The sequence below is a fragment of the Celeribacter sp. genome (assembly GCF_048261515.1).
Taxonomy (GTDB): domain Bacteria; phylum Pseudomonadota; class Alphaproteobacteria; order Rhodobacterales; family Rhodobacteraceae; genus Celeribacter.
The window spans coordinates 156,683-169,505 of sequence record NZ_JBLXFZ010000002.1 but is presented as its reverse complement, the minus strand read 5'-3'; the positions used below and the strand labels follow the sequence as shown (position 1 = coordinate 169,505).

Below are 12,823 nucleotides of genomic sequence, written 5' to 3'. Positions count from 1 at the left end.
GAGAGTAACCTCGTGCCGGTCTGCACCACATGTTGCATATTTGTAGAAAGGACTGAGAACACATGTTGAACGAGCTTAAAATGCAGCTCAAGTTGAGCAATAGCACCGAGCGCGCCAAAGTTTTTGCAACCTGGGGCGAAGGCCTGAGCGACGATCAGGGAGGTATTTTCTGGAGCGCAGTATCCGAAGAATGGTGCGGTTTCGACGACATTCCTTACGACCGCTTCGAACCTCTGTTTGCGCGGTTTCGTCATGCGCGCCCCGAGCACCTTGTTGCACATCTTCCGGACACGATCGTACGGCTCTACCGTGGGCAGTACGCTGGCCATGACGGCTTGGCGTGGACCACCGATCTCGATGTCGCTGAGAGTTTCGCAATGGGGCATCGCGGAAAAGTGGTCGAAACCCCCTTTGTCCACATGATCCGCGCAACCCGCGATCTCGTCGCTTTCACTTGCGACGAGCGCGACGAAAGTGAACTCGTTTTGTTCAAAATTCCGACTGACGACGAAATCGTGATAACTGTCCCCGTCACGTGATGCCCATAAGAAAGACACGATAAGCCCAACCAACCAAAACGATGCGGATCTTCTCTTCCGATGAATACATCTGGCCAGTCTTACGACGGATGTTCTTCACCACCCTGTCGGCGACATCTTTCAAAGTTGTCGGCTCCTTCGTCATCTCTATCTCCTAATCGATCAGATGAACCAGAAATCCTCCCCTATTCAAATCCTCAAATCTGTCCAGCAACCGCTGCCTTCAGATTTGGCAAGATGTACGCGATAGCCTCTAGCCAAAAACTTCAGAAACTTGAAGGATCCACCGGGATTCCCGCCCGTTTTGCGGCGAGCGCCTCATGAGCCACAGTCCTTTGGAAAGATGGTCGCTCCCTCACGCGGGCTGCGTGCTCTCTTATGGCGGGAAAGGCGCTAAGAGAGAAACCCGATCTCCCAGCAGTGCTTGTCACCCAATATAGATAAACATCTACAATGGACCACTTATCACCATACCACCATTTTGAGGTCGCAATGCGAGCATCAATATAGGCGCTTTCGTACGCTAGTTTTGCCATCCCATCAGCACAAATACCAGACGCCGCATCGGCCTCTACCGTCCATTTTTGTGGTGCGCGAATTTGGCGAACCATCGGATGAAGCGTCCCGCCACACCACATTAGATCGCTAACAAGCTGTGCATCAAGGAGTGCTGATCCTGTGGTTGGTAACAGTCCCGCATCAGGGGAAATTTGGTGGATGTATTGTAGGATGGCAGCGTTTTCAGTCAGTGTTTGGCCGCCCACGACCAACGCGGGAACCTTGGCTTTGCGGTTTAGCGCAAGGTATTCCTTCGAGTGTTGTTCTTGACTTGTGACATCTATCCAGCAGGTATCATATGCCAGCCCCGCTTCCTCCAAAGCACACATTGTAACGCGTGAACAAGCGCCTGGATACGAGTATAAGGTTATATTTCTCATCGACTGCTTCCCCGCACAATACGGCCATTTCAGGCTCGATTTTCCTGCTTTGTCAGAATATAAAAAGTGGAAGGCCCCACAGTATGTGAAGGTCTTACTTAGGTTATTTGAGCGTTTGCCCTCCATCGAGAACCAATTCGGTTCCCGTTGCAAATGCAGAGGCATCACTCGCCAGCCAGACTGCGGCCGCTTTCATCTCATCTGGTTGTCCGATCCGCCGAAGCGGCACGAGCTTAACGAATTCTTCATACTGCAAGGGATCGTTCATGCGTGCCGCCGTCGCATCGGTCAAGAACCGGCCTGGGCTGATGCAATTGGCGCGGATACCTTGATCCGCCCATTCCACCGCCATAGCTTTCGTCAGATTGATCACAGCCGCCTTGCTGGCAGAATAGCTGGCAATTCCAGGGCGCCCTCTGTGCCCAGCGGTTGAGGCGATGTTTATGATTGAACCACCACCCCCACGCTGCATGATCGGCGCAACAGCACGGCAGGCATAGAAAACGGTTGAGAGGTTCAATTCCAGTGCGTTTTGCCAATCGCGGTCTGTCATCGCCTGAATCGGCCGCGCCAATGCTCCGCCAACACAGTTCACAAGTATATCTATCTTGCCAAAAAGCGCCTCTGTATGGGACGCAGCATCATTGACGCTGACAGAGTTTGTCGCCTCACAGGAAATTGGCTCAAAACGGCGCCCTACCTTTGTTACTTCGACCTCCGTTGCCGCAAGAGCCTCTATCGAACGCGCGACGCCAGCGATATCTGCACCCGCCTCGGCCAACCCGATCGAAATAGCCTGCCCAAGCCCACGGCTTGCACCAAAGACGATGGCTGCTTTCCCCTCAAGGTTCATGTCCTTCTGATAGGTCATTCACAGGCCCTCCGCTGCAGAAGTGATCTTGGCGGCGACAAAAGCTCCGATAGGGAGGCTCGATGTGGCCGCAGGTGACGGAGCGTTGCAGACATGGAGCATCCGCGCCGTCTCAAGGAAATGAAAGTCATCAATAGCCTGCCCTTTGGCGTCAACGGCCTGCGCGCGGTGTCCAGCGCGATATGGTTTCAGGTCGGATATCGTCAGTTCAGGACAGTACTTTTGCACTTCCCGCAGGTAGGCTGCCTTCATAAGCGATATGCGCATTTCGTGCATGGCGGCTCCCGTATGTTTCCCAACAAAGCGCCAAAACCCAGGAAACCCAACGAAATCAGCGGCATCTCGTAGATTGACCGAGAATTTCCCATACCCTTCGCGCGCGAAGGCGACGCGCGCATTCGGGCCGACCGTTACCGATCCGTCAATCATCAGCGTCAAATGGACTCCGAGGAAAGGCAGCATCGGATCGGGAGCGGGGTATATTAGGCTTTTCACAATATCGCTGTGTTCTGGAGCGAGTTGAAAGTACTCGCCACGAAAAGGCACAATATGAAAATCAGGGCGCAACCCAGCCATCCGCGCCAATCGGTCAGCTTGAAGCCCGCCGCAAGCAACGATCTGGGCGGCCTTAATCGTTTCGTCTGGAGTTTCAATCCCGACCACGTCCGCCTCCTCACGGATTGCGATAACGGGTCTATTGAAGCGCACCTCGCCCCCCAATGAGGATATCCGCTGGATCATCGCTTTAGCCATGCCCGGATAGTCCGCGATCCCCGTTTCAGGGCTCAGGATCGCGCCAAGGCCGCGCACATGCGGTTCTTGCTCGCGTAATTCGCCTGCACTGACTTGGCGAAGCGGCACACCATTTTCCCGCCCACGGACATACAGTGCATCCAGACGTGCCTGCTCTTGCGCATTGGTTGCGACAATCAATTTGCCACATTCGCTCCACTCAACATCATGCTTCGTACAAAAAGCCTTGGTCTCGACAAGGCCCTGTCGACACAGTCGCGCCTTCACGCTTCCTGGTGTGTAGTAGACACCCGCGTGTATGACCCCGCTGTTGCGGCCTGACTGGTGGCGCGCAGGCGCGTCCTCTTTTTCGAGAACCAAAGCACTGCGTCCTGGATTTGCCTCCAAAAATTTCATTGCCGTTGCAAGGCCAACAAGGCCACCGCCAACGACACATAGATCAATCGAGGAAGGTGACATTTTATGAGCCATCATAGGCCCGAACAGTTTGGCACTGTCGCCCAAGACCTGTGATTTCCAAAACCACCTCGTCGCCAGGAGCTAGGAACTTCGGCTCTGGCTTCATGGCGGATCCGATTCCCGCAGGTGTTCCTGTCGCGATCACATCCCCAGGAGCCAAAGTCATAAACTGCGACAGATGATGGACAATGAAATCCGGCTTGAAGATCAGGTCAGAGGTCGATGCCGTTTGCCGCCGTTCTCCATTCACCTCGAGCCAAAGATCAAGACTGGTAGGATCACCGACCTCATCTTTGGTGACAAGCCAAGGACCGATTGGACCAAAGCTGTCCGCGGACTTACCTTTCGTCCACTGCCCCCCCCGAAATTTCTGGAAGTTGCGTTCGGACACGTCGTTGACCACGCAAAAACCAGCAATGTAGTCCGATGCGTTCTCTTCAGAGACATATTTAGCGGTCCGGCCAATTACGATGCCCAACTCAACTTCGTAATCAGTGGCGGTGGAGCCCTTGGGTATCTGGATTGGGTCATTAGATCCAGATATGGCGGTCGTCGCCTTGTGGAACAATACTGGCTCCTCGGGCACAGCGAGGCCGGTTTCCTTTGCATGACCAAAATAGTTCAAGCCGATGCAGAGAAATTTTCCGACGCCCCCAACGCAAGGACCAATTCGACTATCGGGCGACAGGACAGGAAGTTTCGACAGATCTGCCGCCGTGATGCGTGCCAAACTCTCGGGTTCGAGCCTATCGCCAGAAATATCAGGAATAATCGACGAGATATCGACGTAATCGCCAGTGTCGGTCAGAATAGCGGGCTTTTCTCGCCCTGGCTCGCCAATGCGCAATAGTTTCATAACAGTCTCCGTGAATTGATTAGTCGGCGTGTCGCGCCCCGGCTTCGGGAAGCCGTTGCAATGCATAGATACCCGCGAGCAACAATGCCCCTACCGCATCCGTGACGAACCCTGGCCAGAACAGGAGAACTGCCGAGACAAACAGAGCAATCCTTTGTAAAGACGTCACGTTTCGTCGTATGACACCCTCCAGCGCCGCAGCAAGCGCGACAAAGCCGAACGCGCTACTGACCCAGGTAGCAAGAACTTCCGCCCAAGGCCCATCCATCAACATCGGCGTGTAAACAAACAGCACCGGAATGATGTACAGCGGCTTTCCAAGGTATACCGAAACCATGCCCGTCTGCATCGGGTTCGCACCCGCGATATTTGCCGCGACGAAAGAATTGATACAAAATGGTGGAGTAATCGACGCATCTTGACTGATCCACAGCAGCATCATGTGGATTGTCAAAAGCGGAATGCCAAATTCCAACATCGCGGGCTGGGCTACGATCGACAGTACAATGTACGAAGCAAGCACCGTCATCCCCATGCCGAATAGGTAGCTCACCAGAATGATCAACAGGATCAGCAACGGTAGGTAGCCCATCGAGAAAGACAGGATGAGAGACGAAAACTTCAGAACCAACCCTGGAAGCAGCATCCCCGCGAGTACCACCCCCATAATTCCGCCTGTCACGCCAACCATCAGGGAGCTTCTTGCCGCTGCAGCCAAAGTCTCGAAAATCCAGAAAACTCTGAATGAGCGCGGGTCACTGACAAACTTCACCAGAATGATGGCCACAGTTGATATGACCGCAGTGTAGTAAGCTGAATACCCCGCAATAAGCATCCCGATCAGCAGCATAACCGGGGTCAATAGGAACCAGCCCTTACGCAACACTTCCCAGAACTTTGGCAGCTCATCCTTAGGGAGACCGCCAATGTCGTTTCGGATGGCATGGAAATGCACGGTCATAAACAGCGACAGGTAATACAATATCGCAGGCACCAACGAGACTAGGAGAATTGTGCCATAATCGGTCCGAGTAAACGCCGCGACGACAAACGCCGTCCCCCCCATAATCGGAGGCATGAGGTGGCCGCCAAGCGATGCAACACTCTCAATCCCACCAGCGACCTTCGGCTTGAAACCATGGCGCATCATCAGCGGAATTGTGATCGATCCAGTGACGACAACGTTGCCAGCTCCACTGCCGAGGACGCTTCCGATAAGGCCCGACGCTACAACGGCGACCTTCCCCGCCCCTCCAGGTTTATGTCCAAAGAGCGAGAAAGCTAGGTCAATAAACAATTGTCCAATGGCCGAGGATTGCATGAACGTGCCAAAGACAATGAATAGAAAGACATAGGTCGCAAACGTTGAGGTAACGACCCCAAATATCCCCTCTTCGCTAAAGGCGTAGCTAAAGAACCGCTCCGGCGCTATGCCTTCATGAGCGATGATGTCGGGAAAGTATGGCCCCCATAGATTATACGCAACTAGGACCAAAGCGATGGTCGGCAAGATCGGGCCCAGCATCCGTCGACACATTTCTAGGCACACAATAACTGCCGCGAGGCTAAAACCGGCTTCGACCTTACCGATGCTGCCACCTGCATTCATCAGGCGATCCATATAAGAAATAACATAATAGACCGAAAAGGCGATGGTGGTCAGCGAAAGGCCCCAGTCCAGCAGGCTCGGGCGACATTGTGATGACCGCGACGACGCCGGGAATATGAGAAAGGTCAGAAATCCCGTAAACCCGATAAAGGCTGACAAGAAAATAGACACGTCAACGTAACGGAAGGCCGCAAAAATATAAAAAAGTGAGAATGCTACGCTGACAGCGAATACCAGCCATTTTACTATTCCCGTCAGAGATCTTTGAGGAGGCATATCCGGCGCAAAAATCCGACGCCAGATGGATGGCTTCATGGTTTGTTCAATCGCGGACAACTGAGTACCTCTTGTGAGTTTCGCGAGCGCCATTCGTGATGGCGCCCGCTAATTGCGTTACTCGTCTGCAGCGTTTTCAATCACGGGGATTTCAACGCCATGAGCCTCCCAGTAGGCCACTGCACCGTCATGGAGCGGTAAGCCGACAGTGCTCAACGTGTCAGTCAGAGGATTGTCCGGAATCGCGTTCCAACCACTACCGTAGGTCAAGAGCGTCTCACGCCCTTCATCCGAAAGCATAATGTCGAGAATATCCGTTACGATCTCGGATGGCACGTTCTCGTTCGCAAACAGGAAGGTCCAGTGCCCGATCGAAAGCGCATCTTCGGCTTGCCAGTCGTAGGTATCAGCAGGTATCACGCCAACACTACGCCCAGGGATCATCTCCGCAGCGGCTTCCAAAGTTTCGGCGTCCCAAGGGATGAGTTCCAATGTCCCTCCGCTGGCCAGTCCTACGAAAGCAGGAAATGGACCGCCACTGTTGGCGCACATGACATCAATGCGCCCGTCACGCATGCCATCCGCGCTCTGGCTCGGGTTCTGAAAGATCGGGCGAATATCATCCCAAACACCCGCGGCCTGCAACAGAGCTTCGGTCACAACCGCACCACTAGTCGCGGGAAGGCCAAGGCTTACTCGCTTGCCCGCCAGATCGGAAACACTGTCAATGCCTGTGCTTTCGTAAGCTACGCAATGCAGCATCGCCGGCCAAACGCCAGTGACCGCGCGGATATTGCCATGAGGTTCCTTGAATTCGCCGATGCCGCGCAGTGCTTCGTAAAAACTCGGAGCAGCCGCGAGGCCAAAATCTGCATCGCCCGCATTTACCAGACGAACGTTTGCGCTGAACCCTTGGGACGTCTGAGCTGACAGAGAAACCAGATCGCTTGATGCGTTCACAACTTCCGCCAATCCGCCCCCCAACACGTAAGCCGAGGATTGCGCCCCAGCGAGCGAAAGACTCGCTTCCTCCTGCGCCATTACTCCAGTGCCGATTGCGCAAGAGAGAGTTGCGCCAGTTAGGATAGTTACTCCAAGTCTCATGATTTTCCTTTCCCGTTGGTGTTTGATTTCAGTTTTTTATTTTATCGGCAAACAATAGTGCGCTCGGCGCTGATCAAGTCTCCACTTCGAACAGGCAGACCGTTTCACAAGGGGCTGTGTAAATGAGATCGGGAACACTGAGGCTAACACGCGCCATTGCAGCTATTTCGGGGCCAAAGACGTCGACCAAAAGATCAGAAGCGCCGTTTGTGACATATGGAGCGCGCTCGAATCCTGGTACGCCGTTTGTGTAGCAGATAAGCTGCACAACCTTGGTAATGCGATCCAAGTCGCCGATAACAGCCTTTGCCTGCGCCAAATGATTGATCGCGCAAAGCCGTGCAGATTCACGCGCCTGCTCTTCGGTCACTTCACCGCCCACCTTACCAGTATAAGGGAACACTCCGTTCGTATGGCCAATTGCCCCTTGGCAGAACAATAAGTTGCCAGTCAGGACAGCGGGCACCAAATGCGGTGCAGCCTTGACGATCGGCGGATTGGGAAGAGAGATCCCTAACTCCTTAAGGCGGTTCTCAATGCGCATCACTCGACCTCAGCCACGCATTCGATTTCAAGAAGAAAGTCCTTTACTGGAAGCCGTGCCTGCACGGTCGTACGAGCGGGCCAAACACTCGGATCTGTTCCAAAAAACTCTTTATAAATCTCATTCATTTCTTGGAAGTCCGAAATGCGGTCGAGGAAAACGTTGACCTTCACCACTTTGTCGAGCGAAGAGCCTACCTCTTCGAGAATATTGGACACATTTGTCATAGTCTGGCGCATCTGCGCAGGGAAATTGCCAACCGCAATACTGCGGTCCTTTTCGAACGGAGTCGTGCCAGAGACAAATACAAGATTGCCAACCTTGGCAGCGTGACCATGCGGCGCGCGGGGAGTTGCAACCTTATCGCAGAAGACGGTTTTTTTGGACATCTCGACCTTTTCTTTCACCAATTCCATCCCAACCGGGACCTTTTCCGTTTCACCATCGACTAGACCTTAGACTTGCCCTAAAAAAAAGAATATTTTTGGCACAAAATCGTTGCCAAAATTAGACCACCCACACAAAGTGTCATCTATACTATGCAGGAAATCCGATGAATCTTCAGGCTCTTAAGTACTTTGACGAAGTGAACCGCTGTGGATCTTTTCGTCGAGCTGCAGACAAGTTAAACGTAGCGGCTTCAGCAATCAGCCGCCAAATTCAAAACTTAGAGTATGATCTAGGCGCACAGTTGTTTGAACGTAGCGTTCGAGGTGTACGGCTAACCGAGGCAGGAGAATTACTCGCTATTCGGGTGCGAGGCATCTTCAACAGCATCTCCCAGGTAAAGTCAGACATTGATGACCTGAACGACTTACAGCGCGGGCATGTTCGAGTGGCATCGGTTGAAGGTGTAGCCAATACCATCTTCGCCGAGAACTGCGCTAGATTTTTTGTCCGCTTCCCATTGGTGCAAGTAGCAATCGAAATCCTTGATGCACAGCAAGTGGTCGAAGCCCTGCTTTCAGAAACTGCAGACATTGGCATTACTTTCGGTATATCGGATCGCCCAGAACTAAATATTGTAAAACGGCGGCCCGGACATCTAGCTGCGGTTGTACCCCGAGATCACCCACTTTCATGTGAAGATCATGTCACACTTAAGCAGATCGCAAAATTCCCATCGATCCTACCAAGCACAGGTTTTGGAATTCGCCGACTAATCGAAGACGAAAGTGATCGCGCAGGCGTCCAGCTCAAAATCGCTTTCGAATCGAATTCTTTGGAACTCATACGCCGCATGATAGAGACCACTGGTCTACTCGGTATTTTGCCACACTCGAAGGCACTGGACAGAAGTCCGTCAGTGAATTTCAAGGCTCTTCCTATTACCGAAATAGACAAAAGCGGCTACATGACTGAACTCTGCGTTAAGCGCACACGAATTTTAGCGCCGCCTGTCAAAATGCTTCTCGGCTCCCTAGAAGAAGACTTTTGAGCTGTGTAGATATGTACGGACTCTCGGGACACTTCCTTTAAACTCCCTGATTTGGGATGGAGGAAGTATTTATGACGAACGAAGAACGCGACATTCAACGCAAGCTTAAAGTGCTCCAACACGCCGAGAAGATCGGCAATGTCCGCAAGGCCTGTCGATATTTCGGGATAGGCAGGTCAAGTTTTTATAGATGGCGTGAAGCATATCAAAAGCATGGCGAAGCTGGCTTGAAGAACGCCAAATCTATTCCAAAGAATCCAGCCAACCAAACGCCGCCAGAGATCGTAGAAAAGGTCCCATATCTGCGCCGCAAATATCACCTCGGGCCAATCAGGGTCGTCTGGTATTTGGCGCGCTATCACTGAATCAGAATCTCAGATGCCGGTGTCTACCGTATTCTCAAACGCAACGGTCTTAACCGGCAGCCCAGAGGCACACGAATGCGTAAGCTGCACACCAAACGCTATCAAAAGGAGGTACCAGGGCATCACATTCAAGTGGACGTTAAGTTTTTGAATTTCAGAGGAAAAGGCGGCAAAAAGGTTCGTCGTTTCCAATACACCGCGATCGACGATGCGACCAGAGTTCGCGCCCTTAAGATCTACGAGAGACACACTCAAGCAAACGCCATCGACTTCATTGACCACATCATCGAAAAGTTCCCATTCCGTATTCGCGAGGTTCGAACAGACAACGGTTATGAGTTCCAAGCCAAGTTCCATTGGCATGTCGAAGATCTCGGCATCAGACACGCCTACATCAAACGAGGCACACCTCAGCTCAACGATAAAGTCGAACGATCCCACCGATCTGATCAGCAGGAATTCTATCAGCTACTCAGCTACAAAGGTGACGTCGATCTCGAGGCCAAACTCAACAAATGGGAACGGTTTTACAACTTCGCCAGACCGCACGGCGCACACATCGGCAAGCCCCCTTACGAAGCTCTCAGAGACAAGCTACAGTAACACCGCAAGTGTCCCGAGAGCTTGTCCAGGTTACACTGGTCCAAAACTCCGTGGCCACTTCTCTTGCTCTGTTTCGGCTTTCGGTCAGGGGAGCGCACGTTACAGCAGCTGTCATGACAAACGCGGGATGCGATATCCCACGCGCACCGAGGGCGCTTCGACATCGCCAGAAGACCAGTTGGCGTCCCAAAACTTGCCAGTGCTTTCAGGTATCAAGGTCTCGACCGCGCCGCTTGTTGTCGCATTCGCAGCTGTCGGGTTTCCATCTTGTCTCCCAGCCATAGAGGCGTCGGCCAGACAGAAACCCAATGCTGACGCGCAGCGCGTCTGGGCAGGGCGCAGAAACAGCCAAACCGCCCCGCGCCACATCACACGCGGATCACTGCTCGAGATAGAACGAGCCGCCGACGGTACCGTCAAAGAGCGTCGGGTTACCGCCGCCGTCTTTATCCGTGAGACCACCCGAGACCGAACCGGCAACCGCATTGCCGCCAGAGCCGAGGAAGTTGCCGACAAGCGCCACATCGGTCCCCACGACCTCCCCATCAAAGGTCAGATCACCTTCAAGCCCCGCAACAAACGACCCCGTTTGCGTTGCGGGAATGTTATGCCCTCCGATGTTGCTTTCCGGAATCTCGTTGCGGCTTATGAGGTTGCCCGAGGACTTCACGCTCAAGGTGCCCGCCACGTCCTGATAGGCGCCGCCTTGGCCATCGCTCACCTTGACGTTTGAGGCACCGCCCGACAGGGGATCGTTCACCTGACCACTGGCCCAGTTCACGTCAATATCGAGATCTGCGATGACCTTGCCGACGATCTCTTGCGTATCGGTAACCTCCACCATCAACTGACCCTGATACTTGGCGTCGATTGACGTCGGCATGTCGGACGTCGGCGCGATCCCCGTCACCCGATCGAAATTCGCCTGATAGCTCGAAGAGCCTCCGCCCCCCGCGCCGCTTCCTCCGCCACCAACGGCGCCGCCGCTTGTGGTTGTGTTACACCCCGCAATGGCAGTGCAAACAAGAAGAGCGGCTCCGAGGCGCGGCAAGTTGGAATAAGGCATGGTTTTCTCCACCGTTGTTTCCCCAATCTGGTGGTTGCAAAATGCCGTGTGACCCCCTGCCTGTCTCTCCCCCGAATAAGGGAGTGCGAGACTTAAAACTGCCGCGTCAGGCCGAAGCCCACATCAAAGGCATCGTATGTGCTGACGGGGATGTTGGAGTGCTGACGTTCGGCAACAAACTCGACATAGGGTGCGAAACCGCCCCATGATATTTCGCTATGGCGCATCTGAACCGTTAGCGTATCTCGCCGTGTATGCTCCACCACACCAAAGAGCCCATGCGGCCCGTCATTGGTGCTGGTTTTGACCCGTAGATCCCCGTCAATCGTCAACCCGCCCGCGAACACATGGCTTGCGCCGAGGCCGACCTCCCAAGCGGTCGCCGCGACTTCAGGGCTGGTGGCATCCGTGCGCTCGTATTTCAACGATCCCCGCAGGCTCGTGGTCGATGACAGCGCGTGCGTATAGCTGAGGTATCCAACTGACCGCAAACCGTCGCCCCCGGGCCATGTCGGATGGGTGAGATCCGTGACGGCGACCCCGAATCCGAGACGGCCCGATGCCCCTTGTCGCGTGATCGTATGCAAGGCAAACCCCTGTCCACGCGAATAGAAAGCGCCGTCAATGTAGCGCTCTTGATAGCTCACGCTGGCCTTGAGAAGCGTGTTCGGCCCCAGTAGGGCAATGGCGCTCGCGTCCACAATGCCCGTCACGTCATCGGGTGTTGCGCCATCATAAAACGTGCCGTCAACATTCAGACCGACCTGCATCTGTAGGGTATCCGAGACCTGATGGGCATAGGCCAACCCGCCTTGGATCTCCACGCCCGTAGCGGGATTGGCGCGCGACGAGGGATCAAGCGGTGCCGAGCCGAAGCCGAGATCAATGGTCTCTTCTTGCGTTTTGCGCGTGGGGTTGGAGGACGGCACCACCGCGATACTGAAGGAGCCCGACCACGGGCTTGGCCTGTCCATGCTGCGCGCCTGCGCTGCGGCATGATCGCGTTGCACGGCATTCAACTGCCCGCCCCGTGCCAAATCATAGTGATACGCCGCCCGCTCGCGTTGTCCGAGTTTTACGAGCGTATCAGCCAGTTCAAGGCGAAACCGCGCGACATCAGGACGGCGGGCCACGAGATCCTCCAAGGCGGCCAAGGCCTGCGCGGGCTGCCCCGCTTCGCGATGCACCACAGCAAGAAGCCACAAGCGCTGCGCTTCCTCATCGCGGGTCTGGGGCGACCATGATTGCAATACGGCCTGCGCCCCCTGCAAGTCACCCGCGAGCACCAGATTGCGCACGGCTTCAGGTGGCGAGAGCGCCTGCGCTGCCGCTGTGCCACCGACCAAAATCGCGCACAAACACGCCACGCGGGCCCCTGTCCTCAGGAGCCCGCGCCATTTCA

13 protein-coding genes and 2 pseudogenes are annotated in these 12,823 nt (G+C 54.3%); 4 read left to right on the top strand and 11 right to left on the bottom strand.

Going from position 1 to position 12,823, the window contains the following annotated elements:
* Positions 1 to 62: 62 nt before the first annotated feature.
* Positions 63 to 539 carry a hypothetical protein gene (locus ACN0SC_RS05690; protein WP_417248698.1) on the top strand — a complete coding sequence of 159 codons (477 nt, stop codon included), beginning with the start codon at positions 63 to 65 and terminating at the stop codon, positions 537 to 539.
* On the opposite strand, the gene ACN0SC_RS05685 is transcribed toward ACN0SC_RS05690, so the two are convergent.
* From ACN0SC_RS05685 to ACN0SC_RS05645, 9 genes are all read right to left on the bottom strand, one after another.
* Positions 532 to 684, bottom strand: coding sequence for a hypothetical protein (locus ACN0SC_RS05685; RefSeq protein WP_417248697.1), 153 nt, complete (start codon positions 682 to 684; stop codon positions 532 to 534). The genes ACN0SC_RS05690 and ACN0SC_RS05685 overlap by 8 nt on opposite strands.
* 121 nt (positions 685 to 805) lie before the next feature.
* Complete coding sequence (locus ACN0SC_RS05680) at positions 806 to 1,477, bottom strand: glutathione S-transferase family protein (protein ID WP_417248696.1); 672 nt, start codon at positions 1,475 to 1,477, stop codon at positions 806 to 808.
* A 103-nt stretch (positions 1,478 to 1,580) separates the two neighbouring features.
* Entirely contained in the window at positions 1,581 to 2,348 is a 768-nt protein-coding gene (locus ACN0SC_RS05675; RefSeq protein ID WP_417248695.1) for an SDR family NAD(P)-dependent oxidoreductase, read from the bottom strand.
* Positions 2,349 to 3,605 carry an L-2-hydroxyglutarate oxidase gene (gene lhgO, locus ACN0SC_RS05670; RefSeq protein ID WP_417248694.1) on the bottom strand — a complete coding sequence of 419 codons (1,257 nt, stop codon included), beginning with the start codon at positions 3,603 to 3,605 and terminating at the stop codon, positions 2,349 to 2,351.
* The gene (locus ACN0SC_RS05665; RefSeq protein WP_417248693.1) at positions 3,562 to 4,416 is read right to left on the bottom strand and encodes a fumarylacetoacetate hydrolase family protein; all 855 of its coding nucleotides are present in this window, start codon (positions 4,414 to 4,416) and stop codon (positions 3,562 to 3,564) included. The genes lhgO and ACN0SC_RS05665 overlap by 44 nt, the downstream gene beginning before the upstream one ends.
* A 19-nt stretch (positions 4,417 to 4,435) precedes the next feature.
* A complete protein-coding gene (locus ACN0SC_RS05660) occupies positions 4,436 to 6,394 on the bottom strand; it encodes a TRAP transporter permease (RefSeq protein WP_417248692.1) in 1,959 nt (652 codons plus the stop codon).
* Positions 6,395 to 6,418: 24 nt separating this feature from the next.
* Positions 6,419 to 7,405: a TAXI family TRAP transporter solute-binding subunit gene (locus ACN0SC_RS05655; RefSeq protein ID WP_417248691.1), complete on the bottom strand. Its 987-nt coding sequence runs from the start codon at positions 7,403 to 7,405 to the stop codon at positions 6,419 to 6,421.
* A gap of 73 nt (positions 7,406 to 7,478) precedes the next feature.
* Positions 7,479 to 7,949, bottom strand: coding sequence for a RidA family protein (locus tag ACN0SC_RS05650; protein ID WP_417248690.1), 471 nt, complete (start codon positions 7,947 to 7,949; stop codon positions 7,479 to 7,481).
* The gene (locus ACN0SC_RS05645) at positions 7,949 to 8,365 is read right to left on the bottom strand and encodes a RidA family protein (protein ID WP_417248689.1); all 417 of its coding nucleotides are present in this window, start codon (positions 8,363 to 8,365) and stop codon (positions 7,949 to 7,951) included. The genes ACN0SC_RS05650 and ACN0SC_RS05645 overlap by 1 nt, the downstream gene beginning before the upstream one ends.
* Before the next feature lie 137 nt (positions 8,366 to 8,502).
* Here ACN0SC_RS05645 and ACN0SC_RS05640 point away from each other — a divergent pair, with 137 nt between their 5' ends.
* The 3 genes and pseudogenes from ACN0SC_RS05640 (at position 8,503) to ACN0SC_RS05630 (ending at position 10,355) form a co-directional block, all read left to right on the top strand.
* Entirely contained in the window at positions 8,503 to 9,387 is an 885-nt protein-coding gene (locus ACN0SC_RS05640; protein WP_417248688.1) for a LysR family transcriptional regulator, read from the top strand.
* Between the two features lie 56 nt (positions 9,388 to 9,443).
* Positions 9,444 to 9,608: pseudogene (locus ACN0SC_RS05635) on the top strand (helix-turn-helix domain-containing protein); the annotation flags it as partial.
* Positions 9,590 to 10,355: pseudogene (locus tag ACN0SC_RS05630) on the top strand (integrase core domain-containing protein). The pseudogenes ACN0SC_RS05635 and ACN0SC_RS05630, both read left to right, overlap by 19 nt.
* A gap of 379 nt (positions 10,356 to 10,734) precedes the next feature.
* Here ACN0SC_RS05630 and ACN0SC_RS05625 read toward each other — a convergent pair.
* The gene (locus ACN0SC_RS05625) at positions 10,735 to 11,421 is read right to left on the bottom strand and encodes a hypothetical protein (protein ID WP_417248687.1); all 687 of its coding nucleotides are present in this window, start codon (positions 11,419 to 11,421) and stop codon (positions 10,735 to 10,737) included.
* Positions 11,422 to 11,513: 92 nt separating this feature from the next.
* Complete coding sequence (locus ACN0SC_RS05620) at positions 11,514 to 12,788, bottom strand: surface lipoprotein assembly modifier (RefSeq protein ID WP_417248686.1); 1,275 nt, start codon at positions 12,786 to 12,788, stop codon at positions 11,514 to 11,516.
* Positions 12,789 to 12,823 lie beyond the last annotated feature (35 nt).

Excerpts from the sequence above, each read along its gene's own strand:
- ACN0SC_RS05655 (WP_417248691.1), bottom strand. The coding sequence starts at position 7,405 with ATGAGACTTGGAGTAACTATCCTAACTGGCGCAACTCTCTCTTGCGCA.
- ACN0SC_RS05660 (WP_417248692.1), bottom strand. The coding sequence starts at position 6,394 with ATGGCGCTCGCGAAACTCACAAGAGGTACTCAGTTGTCCGCGATTGAA.
- ACN0SC_RS05675 (WP_417248695.1), bottom strand. The coding sequence starts at position 2,348 with ATGACCTATCAGAAGGACATGAACCTTGAGGGGAAAGCAGCCATCGTC.
- ACN0SC_RS05645 (WP_417248689.1), bottom strand. The coding sequence starts at position 8,365 with ATGGAATTGGTGAAAGAAAAGGTCGAGATGTCCAAAAAAACCGTCTTC.
- ACN0SC_RS05665 (WP_417248693.1), bottom strand. The coding sequence starts at position 4,416 with ATGAAACTATTGCGCATTGGCGAGCCAGGGCGAGAAAAGCCCGCTATT.
- ACN0SC_RS05685 (WP_417248697.1), bottom strand. The coding sequence starts at position 684 with ATGACGAAGGAGCCGACAACTTTGAAAGATGTCGCCGACAGGGTGGTG.
- ACN0SC_RS05680 (WP_417248696.1), bottom strand. The coding sequence starts at position 1,477 with ATGAGAAATATAACCTTATACTCGTATCCAGGCGCTTGTTCACGCGTT.
- ACN0SC_RS05650 (WP_417248690.1), bottom strand. The coding sequence starts at position 7,949 with ATGCGCATTGAGAACCGCCTTAAGGAGTTAGGGATCTCTCTTCCCAAT.
- ACN0SC_RS05625 (WP_417248687.1), bottom strand. The coding sequence starts at position 11,421 with ATGCCTTATTCCAACTTGCCGCGCCTCGGAGCCGCTCTTCTTGTTTGC.
- ACN0SC_RS05690 (WP_417248698.1), top strand. The coding sequence starts at position 63 with ATGTTGAACGAGCTTAAAATGCAGCTCAAGTTGAGCAATAGCACCGAG.
- ACN0SC_RS05640 (WP_417248688.1), top strand. The coding sequence starts at position 8,503 with ATGAATCTTCAGGCTCTTAAGTACTTTGACGAAGTGAACCGCTGTGGA.